This is a genomic window from Pseudomonas sp. NPDC087336 (assembly GCF_044744285.1).
Lineage (GTDB): Bacteria > Pseudomonadota > Gammaproteobacteria > Pseudomonadales > Pseudomonadaceae > Aquipseudomonas.
Genome location: NZ_JBIUYA010000008.1, coordinates 41,975 through 61,489 on the forward strand (window position 1 = coordinate 41,975; position 19,515 = coordinate 61,489).

The following is a 19,515-nucleotide window of genomic DNA, read 5'->3' on the forward strand; positions in this document are numbered from 1 at the left end:
CCCATGAAATATGCACAATCGGTATTGGCCGCAGCCCTTGCGCTGGCGGTGACCGGTGCCGCCCACGCGGCCGTATCGTCCGACCAGGCCGCCCGGCTTGGCAGCACATTGACCGGCGTCGGCGCCGAAAAAGCCGGCAATGCCGACGGCAGCATCCCGGCCTATACCGGTGGCCTGACCCAGGCACCGGCCAGCTACCAGGCGGGCAGCTCGTTTCGCCCCGACCCCTTCGAAAATGAAAAGCCGGTAACGGTAATCAACGCCGGCAACGCCGCCCAGTACGCCGGCAAGATGACAGCCTCGACCCAGGAGCTTCTCAAGCGCTTTGCGTCGTTCCGCGTCGATGTCTACCCGACCCACCGTACCGTGGCCATGCCTCAGCGATTGCTGGACAACACGGCGAAAAACGCGGTCGGGACCAAAACCACCGAGGGCGGGGTAGCCCTGGACAATGCGTTGCCCGGCGTGCCGTTCCCGATCCCCGCCGATGGCTATGAAGCCATGTGGAACCACCTGCTGCGCTATCAGGGCTTTGCGCTGAACTCCAAGTACGACTCCTGGAACGTCGATTCCTCGGGCAGGGCGACCCTGGCCACCACCGGCAACGCCTACATCGAGTACCCGCTGTACGACCCGGCCCGTACCAGCGCGGCCAACGAGAGCGACGTGTTCTTCAAGACCAAGCTGTATTACCAGGGCCCGGCACGTCGGGCCGGCGAGGCCATTCTGGTGGTCGATGCGGTCAACCCGCTCAAGCAAGGCCGCCGTGGCTGGCAGTACCTGCCGGGTCAACGCCGGGTGAAACTGGCGCCGGACATCGCCTACGACACGCCGAACCCGGGGTCGGCCGGCAGTTCGACCTATGACGACTCCTGGGTGTTCAACGGTGCCCTGGACCGTTACGACTTCAAGCTGGTGGGCAAGAAGGAAATGTACGTCCCGTACAACACTTACAAGTTGAACTACCACAAGGTGGCTGCGGACGTGACCACTCCCAACCATGTCAATCCCGACCTGATGCGCTGGGAACTGCACCGCGTGTGGGTCGTGGAAGCGACCCTGAAGCCGGGCAAACGCCACATCTACAGCAAGCGCACCTTCTACCTCGATGAGGACAGCTGGATTGCCCTGGCTTCGGACGAATACGACGCCAGCGGCAAGCTGTACCGCGGCGCCTTTGCCCACATGGCCTACAGCTACGACGTGCAGGCCCCGAACTCGGACAACCATCTGTTCTACGACTTCATCACCGGCAGCTACAACATTACCGGGATGTACGGGCCGTACGGTGGTGTGAAATACATCGAGCCACTCTCCAAGGCCCAGTGGGCTCCGGAATCGCTGGCCGGTGCCGGAATCCGCTGACAGGACTCCATGTGGTATTTGCCATCGGGGAGAGGCCACACCTCTTCCGGTGGCTTTTTTTATCCGGGAAACAGCGATGAATAAATTCAGATGGATAGTGCTCATTGCACTGGGTGCCGCGTTGGCCTTGCCTTTCACCCGTGCCGTGGTGGCGGCGGATTTCGCCGACACACTCGACCGGCCGGCGTTGCAGACCGACAAGGCGCTGCATGGCATTTTCACGGGACTGGCCAGTGCCGGCGGGCGCCTGGTCGCGGTCGGCCAGCGCGGCCACATTTTCTATTCCGACGATGCAGGCCAGCAATGGCATCAGGCCAAGGTACCGGTCAGCTCTGACCTGGTGGCCGTGCATTTCCCCAGTCCGTCCCAGGGCTGGGCCGTCGGTCATGACGGCGTGGTGTTGCACAGCAGCGACGCGGGCGAAAGCTGGAGCCGTCAATTCGACGGCCGCGACGTCGGCTCGACCCTGCTCGCGTATTACCGCAAGCAGGCTGCGGCTCGGCCGGACGACGAGGCGGTCGCCGGCTTGTTGGTCGATGCCGAGCGCATGTTCGAAGAGGGCGCCGACAAGCCGTTCCTCGATGTGTGGTTCGAGAATGAACAGGTCGGTTACATCGTCGGCGCCTTCAACCTGATTTTCCGTACCGACAACGGTGGCCGCAGCTGGACGCCGTGGCTGGACCGAAGCGACAACCCCACGGCCTTGAACCTGTACGCCTTGCGCCCGGCCGGAAATGAACTGTTCGTTGTCGGTGAGCAGGGCCTGGTGCTCAAGTTCGACCCGGCCAGTGAGCGTTTCAAGGCCACCCCCACGCCCTACAACGGCAGTTTTTTCGGCATTGTCGGCAAGCCCGGCGCGGTGCTGGTGTTTGGTCTGCGCGGCAACGCCTACCGCAGCGTCGATGGCGGCGCCAGCTGGAACAAGGTCGAACTCGGCCTGTCCCTGAGCATCACCGCCGGCACGGTCACTACTGATGGTCGGATCATCCTGTTGAGCCAGGCCGGCCATGTATTGGTCAGCAACGACGATGGCGCAAGTTTCAAGCTGCAGGCGAAAAACGGCCTGGCGCCGGTGGCCGCGGCGCAAGTGTCAACGGCCGGTGCACTGGTATTGGCCGGCGCCCGTGGTCTTCGCCAGCTACCCCTCGAATAAGCCCACCTGCGTACAACAAAAGAGACAAGAGACGATATGGGTACCTACGAACTCGATACGATGCCGGTGGTGCGGGAGCTCAAGGGCTTCGACGCCCGCTCCGGCAACCTGCTCGAACGCTTGATCTTCAACAACCGCCTGCTGGTGGTGCTGAGTTGCCTGGTGATCACCGTGCTGCTCGGTTACTTCGCGGCCACTCGCCTGAGCCTGACGGCCAGCTTCGAAAAAATGCTGCCGCAAAGCCAGCCGTTCATTCAGAACTACCTGGAAAACCGCCAGTCCTTGCGCGGGCTCGGCAATGCGGTGCGGGTGGTGGTGGAAAACACCGAAGGCGATATCTTCGACCCGCAATACCTCGATGTGCTCAAGCAGATCAACGACACCCTGTTCGTGACCCCGGGTGTGGACCGCGCCTGGGTCAAGTCGCTGTGGACGCCGGCGGTGCGCTGGACCGAAGTGACCGAAGAGGGTTTTCGCGGCGGGCCAGTGATGCCCGATGCCTACGACGGCTCGGCCAAGGGCGTCGAACAGCTGCGCTTGAACATTGCCCGATCCGGCATCGTCGGCAGCCTGGTGGGCAACAACTTCAAATCGAGCATGATTTTCGTGCCCCTGCTGGAGAAGGATCCGGTCACCGGCCAGGCCATCGATTACCACGCGTTCTCGCGGGTTCTCGAAGAACAATTGCGTAACAAGTACGAGTTCGCCGGCGGCAGCGATGCCCATGCCCGGGGCGAGGAGGGCAAGGGGCCGATCAAGGTCCGCGTGATCGGTTTCGCCAAGCTGGTCGGCGACCTGATCGACGGCCTGGTGCTGGTGATGATGTACTTTGGCGCTGCTGCGCTGATCGCCACGTCGATCATCTATTTCTTCACCCGCTGCGTGCGCAGCACGACGCTGGTGATTCTCTGCTCGGTGATCGCCGTGGCCTGGCAACTGGGGCTGGTCGCGCTGATGGGCTATGCGCTCGACCCGTTTTCGATCCTGGTGCCGTTCCTGGTGTTCGCCATCGGCGTGTCCCACGGCGCGCAGAAAATGAACGGGATCATGCAGGATGTCGGGCGCGGCACGCACCAACTGGTCGCGGCGCGCTACACCTTTCGCCGCCTGTTCCTGGCGGGGCTGACGGCCTTGCTCGCCGATGCAGTCGGCTTTGCGGTGTTGATGCTGATCGACATCCCGGTGATCCAGGACCTGGCCGTCACCGCCAGCATCGGTGTGGCGGTGTTGATCTTCACCAACCTGGTGCTGTTGCCGGTGCTGTTGTCGTATTGCGGTGTCAGCCGCAAGGCGGCGGCGCGCAGCCTGCGTCAGGAAGACAAGGAACTGCGCGGCAAGGGCCTGGGCAATCTGTGGAGCCTGCTCGACCGCTTTACCGAGCGCCGCTGGGCCACCGTCGCCGTGATCGTCGCCGGGCTGCTGGCGGCGGGCGGGTTCATGGTCAGCACCCAGTTGCAGATCGGCGATCTTGACCCGGGTGCTCCCGAGCTGCGCGCAGACTCCCGCTACAATCGCGACAACGCCTACATCACCGATAACTACTCGCTGTCCAGCGACCAGTTCGCCGTGATGGTCAAGACCGCGAGCGAGGGTTGCCTGAAGTACGAGACCCTGGTCGAGGCCGACCGTCTCGGCTGGCTGCTGCAACAGCAACCGGGCGTGCAGACCACCGTGTCGCTGGTCAACGCGGTACGGCAGATCACCGCGGGTTCCTATGAAGGTAACCCGAAGATGCTGACCATCGCGCGCAATCAGGACGTGCTCAACTATGGCGCGCAGCAGGCTTCGGTGAACAACCCCGAACTGTTCAACAGCGACTGCTCGATGATGCCGGTGGTGGCCTACCTGGCCGACCACAAGGCACAGACCCTCGAACATGTGGTCAGTGTCGCCGGGGCCTTCGCTCGCGAGCATAGCAACGGTGAACGCCAGTTCATGCTCGCGGCCGGCAGCGCGGGGATCGAAGCGGCGACCAACATCGTGGTCCGCGAGGCCAACCGCACCATGCTGGTGTACGTGTATGGTGCGGTGATCGTGCTGTGCTTCATCACCTTTCGCAGCTGGCGCGCGGTCGTGGTGGCGGTGGTGCCGTTGATGCTGACGTCAGTGCTCTGTGAGGCGTTGATGGTCTGTCTTGGCATGGGCGTGAAAGTGGCCACCTTGCCGGTGATCGCCCTGGGCGTGGGGATCGGTGTGGATTACGCGCTGTACCTGCTCAGTGTGCAACTGGCGCAGCAGCGTGCCGGCCTGTCGTTGACCGAGGCTTACAAGAACTCGGTGGCGTTCACCGGCAAGGTGGTCGCTCTGGTGGGCATCACCCTGGCGGCGGGCGTCATCACCTGGGCCTGGTCGCCGATCAAGTTCCAGGCGGATATGGGCATCCTGCTGACCTTCATGTTCATCTGGAACATGATTGGTGCGCTGGTGCTGATACCGGCGCTGTCGCACTTCCTGCTCAGGAAGGCTCGCTAATCTGCCTGCGATCTCCTGTAGGAGCGAGCTTGCTTCGCGATGGAGATCAACGATCATGCGGGGAGCCTGACACCCCGCGGTGCTCTCAGGTTTTTCGCGAGCAAGCTCGCTCCTACAGAGCCCGCCGCCCTCGGCCATCCATGGCCAGCGGCGGCTAACCACACTACGCAGAACCGGCACGAAGCCTCACGGGGGGCAAGAAGATCAAAAGCCAAAGCCAAAACGAGGAGGTCTGCCAGGCGATCTGATTTTGGCGGATGTATCAGGACCCTGTGGGAGCTGGCTTGCCAGCGATGGTTGAGTGTCAGGCGACAAATATTTTGAGGGTGTACATATCCATTCCTGCGGTAACCGCCTGTGGCTATTGCCGCAGAAATGGATAGGCACTCAGGCAATACATCCCGGGTCGCCTGTCAGGCTGCCTTCGCGGGCAAGCCCGCTACCAGAGAAGCCCAATCCTTTATCGCGCAGGCTTGAGCGGCACGATCAGCGGGCCGTCGAAGGCCTGCATGATCAGCGAAGCGGGCTGGCCATGGCTGATCAGCTGGGCCATGGCGTTCATGTAGGGCGTCAGGTGGCGGAAGTATTTCTTGTAGGCGGGGCACAGGTAGTTCAGCCCGGGCTCACCGTTGGGCGCGGTCATGAACCGGTTTTTCGGGCATTCGCCGTGGCAGGCGAAGCGGTAGTCGCATTGCCGGCACAAAGTCGGCAACGTCGTTTCCTTGGCCGCACCGAAGGCCTGCTGTGCCGGGGAGGCGAGCAGGGCGGCCGGCGCGTCCTCCTGGAGGTTGCCCAGGCGATACTCCGGGTACACGAAGTGGTCGCAGGAATAGACGCTGCCATCATGTTCGACGATCGCTGCCTTGCCGCAGCGCGGGCTGAACAGGCAGACCGAAGGGGCCAACTGACACCAGGCCGCCAGCGCCCATTCGAAGTTCATCACATGGATGTCGCCGACGTCATGGCGTACCCATTCATTGAAGATGGCAATGAGAAAATCGCCATAGCGATCGGGCTCGACACTCTGCGTCGTGACGACGCCAGGTTCGCCCACGGCATGCAGGCGTAGCTCCGGCGGTGTCGCGAAGCTCAGGCCCTGCTTGACGTCCGCTGCCCCCGGAAGGCGTTCGACCACCGGGTTGAACTGGATATGCCGCACGCCCTGAGCCTTGAGAAAACCATAGATTTCCAGCGGATGGTTCGCCACATCGCGGGCCACAGTGACCAGCACGTTGAACTGCACCCCATGTTTCTTCAGCAGATCCAGGCCAGCCATCACCGCATCGAAACTGGAGCGACCACGCTTGTCCGGACGGTAAAGGTCGTGGACCTCACGCGGCCCGTCGAGACTCAGGCCAACCATGAAATCCTCACGGGCAAGAAAGGCACACCACTCGTCATCGAGCACGGTGCCGTTGGTTTGCAGGGTATTGCGGATGACCTTGCCAGCGCCAAACTCGCGCTGGCAGGCCACCGCCCGCCGGAAAAAATCCAGGCCCAGCAAGGTCGGCTCGCCGCCTTGCCAGGTGAACTCCACTTCGGGGCTGGGTTGCGCGGCGATGTAACCCTGGATGTACGCGCGCAACACCTCGTCGGACATGCGAAAGCGTTCTCTTGGCGGGTACAACTGCTCCTTTTCCAGGTAGAAGCAGTAGCTGCAATCGAGGTTGCAGATGGGCCCGACCGGCTTGGCCATCAGGTGCAACCCCTGCACCACGGGAGAAGCGCTCGCCATCAGAGAAATCCGACCTTGCGCGCGTCGCTCAGCACGAAACGACGCAATAGTCCCAGGGATAGCCGACGGAGGTGAAACAGCACCTTCGCAAAGGGCCCGACCAGCAACAGGTCCTGGTTTCTTTGCACGGCACGGACCATGCCTTCGGCGACCACCTCAGGCCCGCAGCCCTTGGTCTGATAGTACTTGTGCAGTCGCGTGAGCTGGGCTTCGTCGACCGAGGGCGAGACGTTGTTGCGGGCATGGGTGATCGGTGTATTGATGATGCCGGGGCAGACGGTAGTCACGCAGATATCACTGTCGGCCAACTCCATCTTCAGTACTTCATTGAACCCGAACACCGCATGCTTGGAGGCGGCATAGGCCGCCATCGTCGGCGACGGATACAGACCGGCCGCCGACGCCACGTTGAGCACATGGCGCGCCCCGCCGGCCTTGATCATCTGCGGAATGAAGTGATAGCAGCCATGCACCACCCCCATCACGTTGATGTCCAGCACCCGTTGCCAGTGGGCCAGATCGCTTTGCAGGAACTGGCCAAGGTAACCGATGCCGGCGTTGTTGATCAGCACATCGAGCGCCCCGACGGAGGTATGGAGCTGCTCGGCCAGCTCCCGCACGGCTTCGCTGCTGGAGACGTCAAGTTGATGGATGATGCAGCGGGTGCCGAGGGCTTCGACCTCCAGCTTCACCTGCTGCAGTGCATCGAGATTGATGTCGGTGGCAATGATCCGTGCGCCACGACGGGCGAATGCCAGCGCCGCTGCGCGACCGATGCCGGAAGCGGCGCCGGTGATCAGGACTTTCTTGTTCTTGAGTTCGGTGGTGGCCATGGAAATCTCCTGAGCGAGGCAACGGTTTAGGGCAAATAAGCAACATGCACGTCATCGACCTTGCCGTTGAAAGCGAATGGCGCGCGGTCGAAGTAATCCAGGGCAACCGGCGAGCCGAGGTCCTGGGCCACGTCAAAGGTCTCGCTGGCGGTGAAGGTGAATGCCGGGGTGAATGGCGTCACGCCGCTGGCGACTTCATGGCCATTGAGGCGCAGACTGAGGTTGGCCGGTGCGGCCAGTTTGCCGGTGCTCATTTGCGTCAACACTTCGATGCTGGCCTTGCCGGCCGGCACGCGTTCGGCAGAGCGCAACTTGACCCGGGCAATGGCCAGGGCGTTGTACTCGTAGACCAGGAAGCCATCGTCCAGATACAGGCTGACACCACCGCCGATTCCGCCCACCGCATACAACACGCCATTGGCGTTGGCCGGGACTTCAGCGGTCACCACTACCTTGCTGTTGCGGTTACGCAGATTGGGGGCGGTGAACTCCGGAAGACGCTGGGTGCGGTCGCTGAAATGCCATTCACGCAGGTCATTCGCCGGGCGTGCGTCAGGCGTCATGAAGGGGTACAGGCCTGCACCGATCGGGTAGACGTGGTTGGCCTTGGCCTGCGCATCGAACTCGGCCTTCAGCTCAGCCAGTTTTTCCGGGTGGCTGGCGGCCACGTCCGTGGCTTGCGAATAGTCGTTGCCAAGGTCATACAGCGCCCATTGATCGTTGTCCGGGTTCCAGCCCATGAACTGGGCAAAGCCTTGCACCCAGGGTTTGCGCGGGCCGAACACCGAGGCGATCCAGCCGTCCTTGTAGATGCCACGGCTGCCGAGCACTTCGAAGTACTGCGGGGGCTTGCGCGACTTGGCATCGGCATCGGCAAAGGTGTAGCGCAGGCTGACGCCGTCCAGTGGGTCCTGTTCGATTCCGTTGACCACCTTGGGGGCGCTGATATCGAGGATGTCGTAGACGGTCGGGACAATGTCGTTGACGTGGTGAAACTGTCCGCGGACCTTGACATCGGCCTTGATCTGTTTGGGCCAGGAGACCGCCATCGGCGTGCGCGTGCCGCCGAAGTAGCCCGCCACCAGTTTGGTCCCTATAAAAGGGCCTGAACCCGCCCAGGCCCAAGCGGCGTTATACATGCTTTCAAGTTTCGGACCGCCGAGGGCTGACAGGCCACCGTAGCTGCCATTGAGTACCTTGAGCTGCTGCTCCTTGGGCACCGGAATGCCGTTCTGCGCCAGCAGTTCGTTGATGGTGCCTTCCATACCTTCTGCCGAGGCGCCGTTGTCGCCGAGCACGTAGAAAATCAGGGTGTTGTCGCGTTTACCCTCCAGTTCCAGCTCGTCGAGGATCTTCCCGGCCTGGGTGTCGGCATGCTCGAGGAAGCCCGCGTAAACCTCCATCAGGCGCGCCTGGTATTGCTTTTGCCCGGCGTCGAGGCTGTCCCAGGCCGGCAGTTCGGCGGGGCGCGGGGTCAGCTTGGCGTCCTTGGGGATGAAGCCCATGGCTTTCTGGCGGGCGAAGGTCTGCTCGCGATACACATCCCAGCCAGCGTCGAACTTGCCCTTGTACTTGTCGGCCCATTGTGCGTTGACTTGATGCGGGCCATGCACGGCACCCGGAGCCCAGTACATGAAGAAGGGTTTGTCCGGGGCGTAGGTCTTGTGGTCCTGCAGCCAGTTCACCGCGCGGTTGGCCAGGTCTTCGCTAAGATGGTACTTGGGATCGTGAGGCGGTTCGATCGGCGTGGTGTTGCGGTACAGGCGCGGCTCGTACTGGGAGGTTTCCCCGGCCATGAAGCCATAGAAATGTTCGAAACCATAGCCGGTCGGCCAGTTATCGAAAGGTCCGGCGGCGGTGGTTTCCGCAGTCGGCGTGTTGTGCCACTTGCCGAAGGCGGCGGTGCTGTAGCCGTATTGCTTGAGCACTTCGGCCATGGTCGCCGAACTCTTGGGAATCTTGCCGGTGTAGCCGTCCCAATCGGTGGCCAGCTCGGCGATCACGCCATTGCCGACCCGGTGGTGATTGCGTCCGGTCAACAGGGCGGCGCGGGTGGCCGAGCTGATGGCCGTGGTATGGAAGGCGTTGTAGCGCACACCGCTGTCGGCCACCCGGCTCAAGGTCGGGGTGTGGATGGCGCCGCCAACGGTGTCGGCCTGGGCGAAGCCGGCGTCATCGAGCATGATCACCAGAATGTTCGGGGCATTGGCCGGCACGTGGGACTGAGCCTGGCGCTTCTGATGATGGGAATCCTGCAAGGTCGGCCCGGCGGTGCTGGCCGAAGGCGTCGGTGCGAAGGGCAGGGTGTCCTGGGCGCAGGCGACGGAGCTTGCCAGCAGCATGCTCACCTTCAGCGTGAAATGCCCGGCGCGCGGAAGCTTCTGAATCATGGATGACTCCTGTTCTTGTTATTGGCGCAGTGGGTGGAGCGCCCCTCTCGGGGAGGGGCGCCAGGCGTCGTCAGACCGAGAAGCTGGTGATGTCCCTGGGCTGGATGTCATTGGCTTCGCAGTAGGCCAGGTAGCGCTGCACGCTGGTCTTCCAGTTCTCGATGGCGACGATGTTGTCGTTCTCGTCCATGTACATCAGGTCGCCCAGCGTGACGTTGAAGGTGATCACCTCATCGCCGAACTCGGGCAGACCGACGGGCGTATGGCTGGTGGCAGCGGTTTCGAACACCACGCCACCTTCGGTGGAGATCCAGTCGTGTTCGAGGTATTTCCAGCCACCCTTGATGGTGTAGACGATCACGGTGCCGGAGTGGTGGTGCTTGGGCAGGGTCATGCTGGCGGGGGCCTTGAGCAGGGTAATGACTTCGCCACGCACCGGATCGCACTTGATGTACTTGATGAACACGTCATCGTTGTAAGGCGCGAAAGGCACCCAGGGCAGGTCGTCGGCGTTGATTGCAGCGGTATCGATGCTTTCGTACAGCATGGTGGTACTCCTCGGATGGGGCCGTTGGCGGCAGGTGGATGCTCTGGGTGGCATCGTGCGGGAGTGGGCAGAAATTACCCCCCCGGCGGCGAGGGGGGTGGGCAATGCGCGTGACCTTGAATCAGTGCAATTGCGTGAGGGCCTGTGCCGAGCGGGTGCTGCTCAAATAGCGCCAGAACAGCAGCGCGAAGACGATGTCGCTCGCCACCAGCGTCGGCAACGGCCAGGCGACATTGCCCACCAGCCAGTGGCTGCCGATGACCGCAACCACGAGGATCTTCAGGATGATCCCCAGCACGATGAAGGGGCGATAGCGCACGGGATCGCGGCTGATCATCCAGTAGGCCCAACCGAAAACCAGCACCACGATCATGCTGATCTGGATGAACAAGGCGGCGGTCGGGGTGGTCTGCAAGCCCATCAATCGGGCCACAGGTTGTGTGGCCACCAGTAGGGGCAGGCCCGCCAGGATGTTGAAGCCGGCGGCGGTACTGAACAGGGTACGGGCGTTGGCATTGGACATGGAGTATTCCTCGAAGGGGCAGTCAGGTTGAGTAGGGACTCGGTTATTTACTGAGGATGTGAATCGCCACGGCGGCTTCTTCGACGCCCTGCAGACCGCCGCCGTTTTCCTGAATGGCATGCCGCGCGCCTTCGACCTGGCGCTTACCGGCTTCACCGCGTAACTGCGTCACCAGCTCATAGAGCTGGCCGATGCCGGTAGCGCCCAAAGGGTGGCCCTTCGATTCGAGACCGCCGGACGTGTTGACCGGCAGGCGCCCGCCCAGGGTGAACTCGCCACGCTCGGCAGCCGGGCCGCCTTCGCCGGGGGCGACGAAGCCGAGGTTTTCCACCTGGATGATCTCGCCCATGGCCGAGGCGTCGTGCACTTCCGCCACGTGCATATCGCGCGGCCCCAGGCCGGCCTGCTCATAGGCGAGGTTGGCGGCCAGGCGCCCGACGTGGCGTTCGGGCTGGTCGAGGCGGCGGTTGCTGAAACTGCGCATGACGCTGGCCGCGACCTTGATGCAACGGCTCTTGTCGGCACCGATGCGCTTGAGGCCTTCCTCGGTGCACAGAATGGCGGCCGCAGCGCCGTCGGACAGAGGGGCACACATCGGCAGGGTAATCGGGTAAGTAATGGGTGGCGCGGCCAGGATCTCTTCGATACTCAAAGGCTGGCGGAACTGCGAGTAAGGGTTGTGTACCGAGTGGGTGTGGTTCTTCGCCGACACCGCGGCAATCTGCCGTTGCGTGGTGCCATAAGTACGCATGTGGTGTCGGCACATCGCTGCGTAGATGGCCATGAACTTGCTGTAGGGTTTGTTCGATTCGCTGCCTTCGGGCACATCGACCCCTTCACCCATTTGCACCAGGGTCTGGTAGTTCTGCTCGGCGCGGGAGATGTCCCAGCCCGCCTCGAAAATCGACAGGGCCTTGAGCTTGTCGGCGATGTTCATCTTCTCCGCACCGATCGCCAGCGCCACGTCGGTGGTGCCGGCCTTCAGGCTCTGCACGGCCAGATTGAAGGCGGCACTGCCTGAGGCGCAGGCGTTTTCGATGTTGTAGATCGGAATGCCTTCGATGCCGACCTTGCTCAATACAACTTGCCCGGGAATGGCTATCTGGCCTTGCAACGGGCCATTGGTCATGCCGGCGTAAAAGGCGATGCCGAGGTCTTCGGTGCGGCACCCGGCATCCTGCAATGCGCCATTGAGCGCTTCGCGCGCCAGGTCATCGAGGCTGCGTTCGAGGTGTCGGCCGAAGACGGTCATGGCGATGCCGGCGATATAGACGGTGCTCATGAGAATTCCTTGTGGTGGGAAGGGTCAAGCAATCGGGGGGCTCGGGCCCGGCACCGGACGAAATCGACGGCGCAGGCCTGGGCCGGTTACGTCAGATCTTGCGATCCAGGTTTTGCCAATAGGGCTGGCGCAGGTCTTTCTTCAGCACCTTGCCCACAGGGCTGCGCGGCAGGCTGTCGACGAAGTCGACCGACTTGGGCGCCATGACGCCGCCTAGCCGTTCCTTGCACAAATCGATCAGTGCCTGGGCGCTGACGCTCTGCCCGGGGTTAAGCTCGACCACGGCCTTGACCGCTTCGCCCCATTTCTCGTCCGGTACGCCGATCACTGCGCAGTCCTGTACCGCCGGGTGGCTCCACAGCACTTGCTCGACTTCGCTGGGGTACACGTTGAAGCCGCCGGAAATGATCATGTCCTTCTTGCGGTCGGTCAGGTGCAAGTAGCCTTCGGCATCGATGTGGCCGATGTCGCCGGTGTGCAGCCAGCCGTCGATGAGGGTTTCAGCAGTCTTGTCCGGCTGCTTGTAGTAACCCTTCATGACCAGGTCCCCGCGCACGCAGATCTCGCCGGTGGCACCGCGTGGCAGGATCCGCTGGTCATCGTCCATCACTTCCACGCGGATCAGCGGATACGGACGGCCGACCGAGGACAGGCGCTCATCGCCGGCCAGTTGACCGTCGACCAGGTGCTCGTCGGGGCGCAGGAAGGAGATGCTGGCCGGGGCTTCGGTCTGGCCGTAACCGCCGGCCATGATCGGGCCGAACACTTCGATGGCCTTTTTCAGCTTCTGCACCGACATGGGCGCCGCGCCGTACATCAGGTACTTGACCGAGGACAGGTCCAGCCTTTCGATGCCGGGAATCTCCAGCAGCTTGTAGATCACGGTCGGCGGCAGGAAAAACTCCGTGACCCTGTGCTGCACAATGGCGCCGAGCATGACCGCCGGTTCAGGCTTGGTCAGTACCACCACGGTGCCGCCCTGGGCCGTGCACGGCACGGCCAACAAGCCTGCGGTGTGGGTCATGGGCGCGGCGGCCAGGTTCACCGGTGTTTCGCCATCGCGGTAAGCGCAGGCCAGCATGAAGTGGGCGATGAAGGTCTGCGTACTGCGGTGGGTATTCATCACCCCCTTGGGCATGCCGGTGGTGCCGCCCGTGGGCGAGAGCAGGATCACGTCGTCCATGTCGTAGCTGACTTCAGGACGGGTCGAGGGTTGCTCCGCACTCCAGTGTTGCAGCAACGGCGCATCGCGACCTTCGGCATCGATGCAGACCCAGTGCCGAATCTTCGGCAGCGACGGACGCAGGTCGTCGATGATCGTGGCGAACTCGTCCTGGTAGAACATCACCTCGCAATCGAAGGCATCAAGGATGTAGTGGTTCTCTTGCGCCGAGTTGCGTGCATTGACCGGTATCCAGGTCATGTTGGCGCGCCACAGGCCCAGGGTGCAGGCCCATGCGGTGACGTCGTTGGCCGACCACACCGCGCCCTTGGTTTCCTTGGGCAAGCCCAAGGCCAGCAGGGTGTTGGCGATGCGACAGGACAACGCGCCGACTTCGTCGAAGGTGTATGACCGCCCGCCCTGGATGTAGGCGATGCCTTGCGGGTTCAGGCCCCAGCCGCGGTCGTAGAAATCAATGATGGCCATGAAGGACTCCCGTGCCGTCGATCAGAGCTGGGTGACCGTGGCGCGTGCCAGGCCGCGCTCTTCCAGGAAGCCCAGCAGGTAGCGGTGCCCGAACGCCTTGGAACCGGAAGCGAAGCCGACCTTGGCGGTGTCGCCATCGATCAACTTGATCGCGGCGGCAACCTGCAAGGCCCCGGTGGCGATGTAGGCAGTGGTGCCATGCACGTTGGCGCGCACGGCCGACAGCTGGCCGCGGCCGATGGCGGTGTCGACCATGCGCACGGTGGTGGTGCGCTCGCGCGGCGGCATGCTGGGTGTGGTCGATTGAACGATCTGCTTGAGCACTTCATCCTGATGCTCGGCCGGCAGGTGTTTGTATTCGGCGTCCCACTTCTGCCCCAGGCCGTGCACCATCTTCATGACCTCGTTGTCGTAGAAACCGACGCAGGAAACACAGGAGCGCACGCGCGGATCGTTCTCGAAATACACCGGCAATGAGGTGCCGCCCCATGGCAGGGCAAAGACCGGTTGCAGGAAGTCAGGCGAAGGAATGCTGAAAGAGGTGCCGACGGCGTGCGGAACCAGTTTCTTCTCCCACAGGTAGCATTGCTCGGCGCGATACATCTCGAAGATGGAGGCTGTCGAACCCACGGTCACACCCGCACCGACATCGCGCGGACCACGGCACAGGGTCGAGGTTTCCAGGGCGTCGATGCCTGGGGTTTCCAGGGCCAGTTCGGCGGCGATTTCCGCGTAGGTAAACATGTAGGACAACGAAGGCGAGACCAGCAGGCCGGCCTGGGCATAGAGATGGCCGAACTTCTCCCGCACTTCGCGCATGTAGCTCTGCTCACCGGTGGTATCCAGGTGATGGCAGCCGGCCTTGAGCGCGGCTTCGACGGTGGTCAGGCCGAATTTGACGAACGGGCCGACGGTGTTGCACACCACTTTGGCGCCACGAAACGCCTCGGTCAGCGCCTCGACCGTGTGCTCGGCTTCGATCACTTCATAGGTGGCCGACTCCAGGCGCACCACGCGCTGGGCCATCATCTCGTGCACCCGTCCGGCATTGCGTGCCACGGCGGTGAAGGGGATGTTCTGGTCGATCAGCCAGTCCATGGTCAGCATGCCGGTGTAGCCGCTGGCGCCATAAACAACGACGGGATATTTAGCCATTTTCGTGTCTCTCTTGTTTTTGAAAGGTTGCTTTTCCAGGTGTGGGACCGGGGCCGTTTCTGCGACCTGCGATCGACCGCACAGTGCCTGTAACACGGGTGCCATGATTGTTTTTCCCAGGGTCGACAACTCACTGGAAAAGTGGGCATATTTGTCGAAATCTGCTCATCAGGAAGAGTCCGGTGACACCGCAACAGAAAGTCCATGAAGTGTTGGGCCTGCCCATGGTCGGCGGCCTGGTGTGCAACCAGATGCCGCTGTATGCCGAGCGCTATTTCCTGCACGAAACGGACAACGACATTGCCCCGGTGGGGGGCATGACCTTACTCACTCAATTGGGTGGATCGCGGGTAATGGAAGGCACGGACGAGACGTCGCGCCTGAGCACCTTGCCCAGCATGTCGATGCTGATCCCGGCCCACTGCGCGACTCATTGGCGCTACTCGGGAAGCGTGGATTTCGCGGTGTTCTACATTCCCGAGCGCAGTGACGATGTGTTTGGTCGGCTACTGGAATGCTGCGCGCGGACGCAGGCACCACTGGCCTTCACTGATGCTCTGGTCAGCGCGGCGGCCCGGCAGTTGCTCGATGAGCTGAATCTGGGAAAAAAGGCCGATCAGGATTTCATGGCCCGGCTGGCTGCGGTGATGCTCGAGCAGGTATGCCGTGCGCTGAGCACGCAGACCCCGAACTCGATCAACCCTCCGCATATACAATTGGCGCGTCTGCAATCGGTGGTGGCGTACATGCGCGAGCACCTGGCCGAGGACCTGTCGATCAACCAATTGGCGACCCGGGCCGGCGTCAGTCCTGCGCATTTTCGTCGGTTGTTCGACAATGCCATGGGTATCGCGCCTCACCGCTATGTGATGAACCTGCGGCTCGAACATGCGCGTGAACTGCTCATGCAAACCGACCTGCCCATCCTGCATATCGCGCTGGAATGCGGCTTCAGTTCACAAAGTCACCTGACAGCCGCCTTCAAGACGGCCCACGGGACCACACCGGCCCAGTTTCGCGCCCGTTCCGGTGTCGGTCGCAACTGAGAACAATCAGTGCAACGAGACGAAGCTAACTGCAGGCCGATAGCAGGAGAATTGTTAGGGCTTGCATGGATCGTTCGCCAGGTAACGCGATTGCAACCAACCATTCCTTGAATGGGGGGACGGTCAACAGCATCGCGGCGAGCTGGACAGGTTCTTCCCACCCCTTCATCGACGACGACCACCGTCGCCCCCTACACCGATTTCCCGTCCCTTGGTTTCAGCCACATATTTGACGGCCTTGTCGGTCATCACGGAAATCACATAACTATAGGTTCGAGCTCCTGCCTGCATGCCCCATGAACCAGTTACAACTATGAAAACCTTTAGGTGTATCGAATGTGCTGTGAACCTAGCAATCTACTCAGCGCTCGAAGAAAATGCTCCGTAGCGAAAAATACGGAGCATTTTTCGCTATGGCCTCTATTCCAGGCGCCTAGAAAGTCCGGGGTAACCGTTCGGTAAACGCATCTTCCTAAACTCAGGTGTTCCGATGATGGCCTGCCATCAGATACCTGAGACCCTCAATATTCAGAATTTTGACGTCACGGCCAACTATTTCGACCAATGCACGATTTCGCAAATGTGCAATGCACCGACAGATGGTTTCCAGGCGCAGCCCTAGGTAGGAACCAATATCATCACGGCTCATCTTCAGTACGAAGTCCGTGGATGAACTCCCCAGAATACTCAGCCGTTGGGACAGGTTTAGTAGAAAGTCTGCCAGCCGTTCGTTTGAATTCAGGTTGCCTATCAGAAACAGCATATGCTGATCACTTACGATCTCACGACTCAGGAGTTTACTCAGGTTATGTTGTAAAGCTGGCAGATCCTGCGCGAGTTTCTCCAGTCGCAAAAAATGAATCGAACAGACTTCACTATCCTCCAGAGCCAGCGCATCACAGCCGTAGTAACCGGTACTGATGGCTTCCAAACCAAGCATGTCACCCGGTATTTGAAAACCCATGATCTGATTATGCCCATCAACTGACAACATGCTGGTCTTGAATGCACCGACACGGACTGCGTATAACGAGCGCAAGGGATCGCCCATACGATACAAAGCTGAGCCCTTTCTAACCCTGATCCGTTCGATTATTAGAGTGTTTAAACGCTCAAGATCGCGGCTATTCAGGTCAATCGACAGATACAATTTTGAAACACTGCGACTAAGGCATGAGGCCTTGGGATATTGGCTTTGAAAAAGTGCCGTTTCATACATCATCTTCTGAACAGGTGCTTTACTCCGACTACGCAATCTAACCAGCAGAACGGCTGACGGTGAACGCGTAACCGGTGCAGCGTGACGGGCGCTAGCTGCATACGAGGAGTTCCCCCCATGATTAATTGGTTGCTGCTGTTCCTTCCTCTGTCGATTGTCCTGGAATACTTCGCTCCGGCGCACTATCTGCTGGTTTTCATCAGCGCCGCGCTCGCCATCCTGCCGCTGGCAGGGTGGCTGGGGCGCGCCACCGAGCAATTGGCCGCGCATCTGGGCGAGAGCGTGGGTGGGCTACTCAATGCCACCTTCGGTAATGCTACCGAGTTAATCATCGGCATTGCCGCCCTGCAGGCCGGGCTCTACGACGTGGTAAAGGCCTCCATCGCTGGCTCGATCATCGGCAACATCCTGCTAGTGATGGGCTGCGCCATGCTGGCAGGTGGACTGCGCCATTCAGAGCAGCACTTCAACGCGATAGGAGCGCGCTCGCAGTCCACACTGCTGACCCTGGCCGCCATCGCCTTGATCATCCCCGCCGCAAACAAGATCGCCACCGAGGGCAGGATGAATTTGGGCTCCCATTACCTCAGCATTTCCATTGCTGTGCTGCTGCTGGTCGTCTATGCCCTGTTCCTTATCTATTCACTTGTGACCCACAAGAAGGAATTCAGTAGCGAAGAGTCGGAGAGCATCGAAGAAAACGCTGCGTCCTGGTCGGTCGGCAAGGCGCTGCTGGTCCTTTGTCTGTCGACGGTGATGGTGGCTTGGGTGAGCGAGATCCTGATTGGCACCATTGAGCCCAGTACCCAGGCGCTTGGCCTGAACAACATCTTCGTCGGTGTTTTCGTGGTGGCCATCCTTGGCAACGCGGCGGAGCACGCGACTGCCATCACTGCAGCACTAAAAAATCAAATGGACCTATCGCTGTCCATTGCCATTGGTTCGAGCGTGCAGGTGGCCCTGTTCGTGGCCCCGACGCTTGTATTGGCCAGTCTGTTCATCGGTCCGACTGCCATGGACCTCGCCTTCCGGCCGGGCCTCGTGCTGGCGGTGCTGCTGGCGGTGCTGATCACCAGCGAGGTCGCCGACGATGGTCGCTCCGACTGGTTCAAGGGCGTGCAGTTACTGGCAGTCTATTTTTCCCTCGGGCTGGCGTTCCTTTTCCTCAGCGGCGTCCCGGCAGGATGAACTTGAACAGGTCGAGCTAACACAAGACGCATTAGCCAGAGGCGCCATGGACGCTGGGCCGAAAGCATGAAAACCATGGGGCGTTGATGCAGATCAACAAGCACACGCTGGATCCTCAGACCGAAGTCAATGTGAGTTATGAGTTCGTCTCCATGGGAGATATGCCGGTCACCCAGGAAAAACCGGACGGGACACGGATCTCGGGTAGTTTTAACAATGCTTGGATTCAGGCGTTGAGTACCAGTGCAACCTGGTGGTTTTGAGATTTTTTATTGCTTTGGCTGTGTAGCCGAAACGATTGAGGCGGACCTGAGGCTCGCACCGCTTGTGCTTTAAATCTGATTCATGGGCTTGTGCACCAGGAGGGACGCAATCCCGCAGCGTTGCGTACTGGCTTGATCAGGTCGAGGCGAGAGGCCATTGAGCTGGCGACACTGACAAGTGGAACCAGCGACGCCTGCTAGTCATGACTGGGCTGTATACAGCTCCGGTCATTGTGGTCTGACTTGAATGAAACAGTCGTCAAAACACCCAGGCCACTCAATCCGGGAGACAGAGTAAATGGAAGAGGACGATGAATCCGTCTTGGACATAAAGCGCCGTGAACTTCTCAAGGCCATTGGTGCGGGTACGTTTGCAGCGGCTTTTGGCGGTAACCCGCTTGGTAAAGCGGCGACAGCGGCAACGGCGATCGCTGCGCGCCACGGCGTGCCACCGGAGCGTCGTCATTTCATAGAGGGGGCACCCGTGCCGAGTATTTGTGAGTTTGTCTCAGAGTACCGCACCGATGTCATTGTCATGGGCACGGTGCAAAACAAGGGTTTGAGCAAATTACTAGGAACCACAGCCGAGCAACTCCTGCATCGGGCGCCGTGCAGTGTGCTGGCGTTCAAGCCGGGAAGACTGCTGCAATCCTGAAGACTGGATCGCCCCGCGATGGGCCGTTGGCCGGAACATCG

15 protein-coding genes and 2 pseudogenes are annotated in these 19,515 nt (G+C 61.2%); 8 read left to right on the forward strand and 9 right to left on the reverse strand.

Annotated elements, in window-relative coordinates:
* The first annotated feature begins 3 nt into the window (after positions 1–3).
* The 4 genes and pseudogenes from ACIO0C_RS09945 to ACIO0C_RS09960 all read left to right on the forward strand — a co-directional run.
* Positions 4–1,365 (forward strand): DUF1329 domain-containing protein, encoded by a 1,362-nt coding sequence (locus ACIO0C_RS09945; RefSeq protein ID WP_401311006.1) that lies wholly within the window; start codon positions 4–6, stop codon positions 1,363–1,365.
* A gap of 76 nt (positions 1,366–1,441) precedes the next feature.
* Complete coding sequence (locus ACIO0C_RS09950; RefSeq protein WP_401311009.1) at positions 1,442–2,518, forward strand: YCF48-related protein; 1,077 nt, start codon at positions 1,442–1,444, stop codon at positions 2,516–2,518.
* 36 nt (positions 2,519–2,554) lie between these two features.
* Positions 2,555–4,990 carry an RND family transporter gene (locus ACIO0C_RS09955; protein WP_401311012.1) on the forward strand — a complete coding sequence of 812 codons (2,436 nt, stop codon included), beginning with the start codon at positions 2,555–2,557 and terminating at the stop codon, positions 4,988–4,990.
* Positions 4,991–4,995: 5 nt separating this feature from the next.
* Positions 4,996–5,107: pseudogene (locus tag ACIO0C_RS09960) on the forward strand (outer membrane lipoprotein carrier protein LolA); the annotation flags it as partial.
* Positions 5,108–5,450: 343 nt separating this feature from the next.
* Here the strand turns inward: ACIO0C_RS09960 and ACIO0C_RS09965 are convergent.
* The 8 genes from ACIO0C_RS09965 to ACIO0C_RS10000 form a co-directional block, all read right to left on the reverse strand.
* Positions 5,451–6,725, reverse strand: coding sequence for an anaerobic sulfatase maturase (locus ACIO0C_RS09965; protein ID WP_401311015.1), 1,275 nt, complete (start codon positions 6,723–6,725; stop codon positions 5,451–5,453).
* Positions 6,725–7,558 (reverse strand): SDR family NAD(P)-dependent oxidoreductase, encoded by an 834-nt coding sequence (locus ACIO0C_RS09970; protein WP_401311018.1) that lies wholly within the window; start codon positions 7,556–7,558, stop codon positions 6,725–6,727. The genes ACIO0C_RS09965 and ACIO0C_RS09970 overlap by 1 nt, the downstream gene beginning before the upstream one ends.
* A 26-nt stretch (positions 7,559–7,584) precedes the next feature.
* A complete protein-coding gene (locus ACIO0C_RS09975; RefSeq protein ID WP_401311021.1) occupies positions 7,585–9,948 on the reverse strand; it encodes an arylsulfatase in 2,364 nt (787 codons plus the stop codon).
* 70 nt (positions 9,949–10,018) lie between these two features.
* Positions 10,019–10,495 carry a 2,4'-dihydroxyacetophenone dioxygenase family protein gene (locus ACIO0C_RS09980; protein ID WP_130931558.1) on the reverse strand — a complete coding sequence of 159 codons (477 nt, stop codon included), beginning with the start codon at positions 10,493–10,495 and terminating at the stop codon, positions 10,019–10,021.
* 121 nt (positions 10,496–10,616) lie between these two features.
* On the reverse strand, positions 10,617–11,018 hold the full coding sequence (locus ACIO0C_RS09985) for a hypothetical protein (protein ID WP_401311024.1): 402 nt from the start codon (positions 11,016–11,018) through the stop codon (positions 10,617–10,619).
* 43 nt (positions 11,019–11,061) lie between these two features.
* On the reverse strand, positions 11,062–12,300 hold the full coding sequence (locus ACIO0C_RS09990) for a thiolase family protein (RefSeq protein WP_401311027.1): 1,239 nt from the start codon (positions 12,298–12,300) through the stop codon (positions 11,062–11,064).
* A gap of 91 nt (positions 12,301–12,391) precedes the next feature.
* Positions 12,392–13,948 (reverse strand): AMP-binding protein, encoded by a 1,557-nt coding sequence (locus tag ACIO0C_RS09995; RefSeq protein WP_401311029.1) that lies wholly within the window; start codon positions 13,946–13,948, stop codon positions 12,392–12,394.
* Between the two features lie 21 nt (positions 13,949–13,969).
* Positions 13,970–15,103: a saccharopine dehydrogenase family protein gene (locus ACIO0C_RS10000; RefSeq protein WP_401311032.1), complete on the reverse strand. Its 1,134-nt coding sequence runs from the start codon at positions 15,101–15,103 to the stop codon at positions 13,970–13,972.
* Positions 15,104–15,285: 182 nt separating this feature from the next.
* Between ACIO0C_RS10000 and ACIO0C_RS10005 the strand changes: the two genes are divergently transcribed.
* Positions 15,286–16,149: a helix-turn-helix domain-containing protein gene (locus ACIO0C_RS10005; protein WP_401311035.1), complete on the forward strand. Its 864-nt coding sequence runs from the start codon at positions 15,286–15,288 to the stop codon at positions 16,147–16,149.
* 478 nt (positions 16,150–16,627) lie between these two features.
* Here ACIO0C_RS10005 and ACIO0C_RS10010 read toward each other — a convergent pair whose 3' ends face one another.
* On the reverse strand, positions 16,628–17,368 hold the full coding sequence (locus ACIO0C_RS10010; protein ID WP_401311421.1) for a helix-turn-helix domain-containing protein: 741 nt from the start codon (positions 17,366–17,368) through the stop codon (positions 16,628–16,630).
* A gap of 117 nt (positions 17,369–17,485) precedes the next feature.
* Between ACIO0C_RS10010 and cax the strand changes: the two genes are divergently transcribed.
* The 3 genes and pseudogenes from cax to ACIO0C_RS10025 all read left to right on the forward strand — a co-directional run.
* Positions 17,486–18,556 (forward strand): calcium/proton exchanger, encoded by a 1,071-nt coding sequence (gene cax, locus ACIO0C_RS10015; RefSeq protein ID WP_401311038.1) that lies wholly within the window; start codon positions 17,486–17,488, stop codon positions 18,554–18,556.
* A gap of 86 nt (positions 18,557–18,642) precedes the next feature.
* On the forward strand, positions 18,643–18,819 hold the full coding sequence (locus ACIO0C_RS10020) for a hypothetical protein (RefSeq protein WP_401311041.1): 177 nt from the start codon (positions 18,643–18,645) through the stop codon (positions 18,817–18,819).
* Positions 18,820–19,234: 415 nt separating this feature from the next.
* A pseudogene (locus tag ACIO0C_RS10025) lies at positions 19,235–19,474 on the forward strand (universal stress protein); the annotation flags it as partial.
* Positions 19,475–19,515: the final 41 nt, after the last annotated feature.